This is a genomic window from Virgibacillus sp. DJP39 (assembly GCF_049310925.1).
Taxonomy (GTDB): domain Bacteria; phylum Bacillota; class Bacilli; order Bacillales; family Amphibacillaceae; genus Virgibacillus_F.
This window is the reverse complement of sequence record NZ_JBMERP010000167.1, coordinates 1-1,750: the sequence shown is the minus strand read 5'-3', so window position 1 is coordinate 1,750 and position 1,750 is coordinate 1. Positions and strand designations below refer to the sequence as shown.

The 1,750-nt window shown below is 47.3% G+C and carries 14 tRNA genes and 1 rRNA gene; all 15 read left to right on the top strand.

Annotated elements, in window-relative coordinates:
• Positions 1–109 precede the first annotated feature (109 nt).
• The 15 genes from rrf (at position 110) to ACOI1D_RS21460 (ending at position 1,565) form a co-directional block, all read left to right on the top strand.
• A 5S ribosomal RNA gene (rrf, locus tag ACOI1D_RS21530) occupies positions 110–225 on the top strand.
• A gap of 9 nt (positions 226–234) precedes the next feature.
• Positions 235–309, top strand: a tRNA-Asn gene (locus tag ACOI1D_RS21525).
• 1 nt (position 310) lies between these two features.
• A tRNA-Ser gene (locus tag ACOI1D_RS21520) sits at positions 311–402 on the top strand.
• A 16-nt stretch (positions 403–418) separates the two neighbouring features.
• Positions 419–493 (top strand) — tRNA-Glu (locus tag ACOI1D_RS21515).
• Positions 494–500: 7 nt separating this feature from the next.
• A tRNA-Val gene (locus tag ACOI1D_RS21510) sits at positions 501–576 on the top strand.
• A 22-nt stretch (positions 577–598) separates the two neighbouring features.
• Positions 599–675 (top strand) — tRNA-Met (locus ACOI1D_RS21505).
• Positions 676–703: 28 nt separating this feature from the next.
• Positions 704–780, top strand: a tRNA-Asp gene (locus ACOI1D_RS21500).
• Between the two features lie 31 nt (positions 781–811).
• Positions 812–887: transfer RNA gene (locus ACOI1D_RS21495), tRNA-Phe, on the top strand.
• Positions 888–917: 30 nt separating this feature from the next.
• Positions 918–1,002: transfer RNA gene (locus ACOI1D_RS21490), tRNA-Tyr, on the top strand.
• 18 nt (positions 1,003–1,020) lie between these two features.
• Positions 1,021–1,094, top strand: a tRNA-Trp gene (locus ACOI1D_RS21485).
• 14 nt (positions 1,095–1,108) lie between these two features.
• Positions 1,109–1,184: transfer RNA gene (locus tag ACOI1D_RS21480), tRNA-His, on the top strand.
• 36 nt (positions 1,185–1,220) lie between these two features.
• A tRNA-Gln gene (locus tag ACOI1D_RS21475) sits at positions 1,221–1,295 on the top strand.
• Between the two features lie 4 nt (positions 1,296–1,299).
• A tRNA-Gly gene (locus tag ACOI1D_RS21470) sits at positions 1,300–1,374 on the top strand.
• Between the two features lie 13 nt (positions 1,375–1,387).
• Positions 1,388–1,461, top strand: a tRNA-Cys gene (locus ACOI1D_RS21465).
• 21 nt (positions 1,462–1,482) lie between these two features.
• Positions 1,483–1,565 (top strand) — tRNA-Leu (locus ACOI1D_RS21460).
• The last annotated feature ends 185 nt before the right edge of the window (positions 1,566–1,750 follow it).

The following is a 1,750-nucleotide window of genomic DNA, read 5'->3' as shown; positions in this document are numbered from 1 at the left end:
GCTGTCTATTCAAGCTCTTATTTAGTTTTTAAGGTATAAAGTAAAAAAAAGGCTTGCATTTTATCGCAAGAATAGCTATAATAAATCTTGTCTTTAATTTTCAGTAAGGTCTGGTAGTTATAGCGGAGAAGTCACACCTGTTCCCATACCGAACACAGTAGTTAAGCTCTCCAGCGCCGATGGTAGTTGGGACTTTGTCCCTGCAAGAGTAGGACGCCGCCAGGCTAATTCCATTCCACAGTAGCTCAGTGGTAGAGCTATCGGCTGTTAACCGATCGGTCGTAGGTTCGAGTCCTACCTGTGGAGCCATGGAGAGCTGTCCGAGTGGCCGAAGGAGCACGATTGGAAATCGTGTAGACTGCTAACGTGGTCTCGAGGGTTCGAATCCCTCGCTCTCCGCCACTATTCATAAAATTATGGCCCGTTGGTCAAGTGGTTAAGACACCGCCCTTTCACGGCGGTATCACGGGTTCGAATCCCGTACGGGTCACCACTTACTTGGAGGATTAGCTCAGCTGGGAGAGCACCTGCCTTACAAGCAGGGGGTCGCAGGTTCGAGCCCTGCATCCTCCACCATTTATTTAATACTATTTATTACCGCGGGGTGGAGCAGTCCGGTAGCTCGTTGGGCTCATAACCCAAAGGTCGCAGGTTCGAATCCTGCCCCCGCAACCAATTTTTAAAAGCAAAGTCTTAATATAGTGGTCCGGTAGTTCAGTTGGTTAGAATGCCTGCCTGTCACGCAGGAGGTCGCGGGTTCGAGTCCCGTCCGGACCGCCATTATATTTGATAGACTGCTTTAATAAATAAAGGCTCAGTAGCTCAGTCGGTAGAGCAAAGGACTGAAAATCCTTGTGTCGGCGGTTCGATTCCGTCCTGAGCCACCATTTTTGCATTTAGAGATTTATTTTATATGTGGAGGGGTAGCGAAGTGGCTAAACGCGGCGGACTGTAAATCCGCTCCCTCAGGGTTCGGCAGTTCGAATCTGCCCCCCTCCACCATTAACTTAATAGTAGCGTAGGGGTATAGTTCAACGGTAGAACTACGGTCTCCAAAACCGTCAATGTGGGTTCGAGTCCTGCTACCCCTGCCATATTTCTATTTATGGCGATCGTGGCGAAGTGGTTAACGCACCGGATTGTGGTTCCGGCATGCGTGGGTTCGAGCCCCACCGGTCGCCCCATAAATTACAATATAATAAACAGTTGGATAATATTAGTGGGCTATAGCCAAGCGGTAAGGCAGCAGGTTTTGATCCTGTCATCCCCAGGTTCGAATCCTGGTAGCCCAGCCATTTTGCGGAAGTAGTTCAGTGGTAGAACATCACCTTGCCAAGGTGGGGGTCGCGGGTTCGAATCCCGTCTTCCGCTCCATGACTACGATTATGGCGGCATAGCCAAGTGGTAAGGCACAGGTCTGCAACACCTTTATCACCGGTTCAAATCCGGTTGCCGCCTCCAATATTTCCTATAAAAGTATATGCCAGTATGGCGGAATTGGCAGACGCGCATGACTCAAAATCATGTTCCCTCTGGGAGTGCCGGTTCGACCCCGGCTACTGGTATCATAAAAAAAGAATAAAAGTTTAAGTACCTTTCTACAATTAGTAGAAAGGTATTTTTTTTGCGTTTTTTTAACAATTATAACCAACTTTCAAGTAAGGATTTCACCATAGGGCTTGGTAATATATCAAATTTTCTTAACTTCGGTTGTAGGTAAATTGACCTAATAGTAAAACTACTATATAAT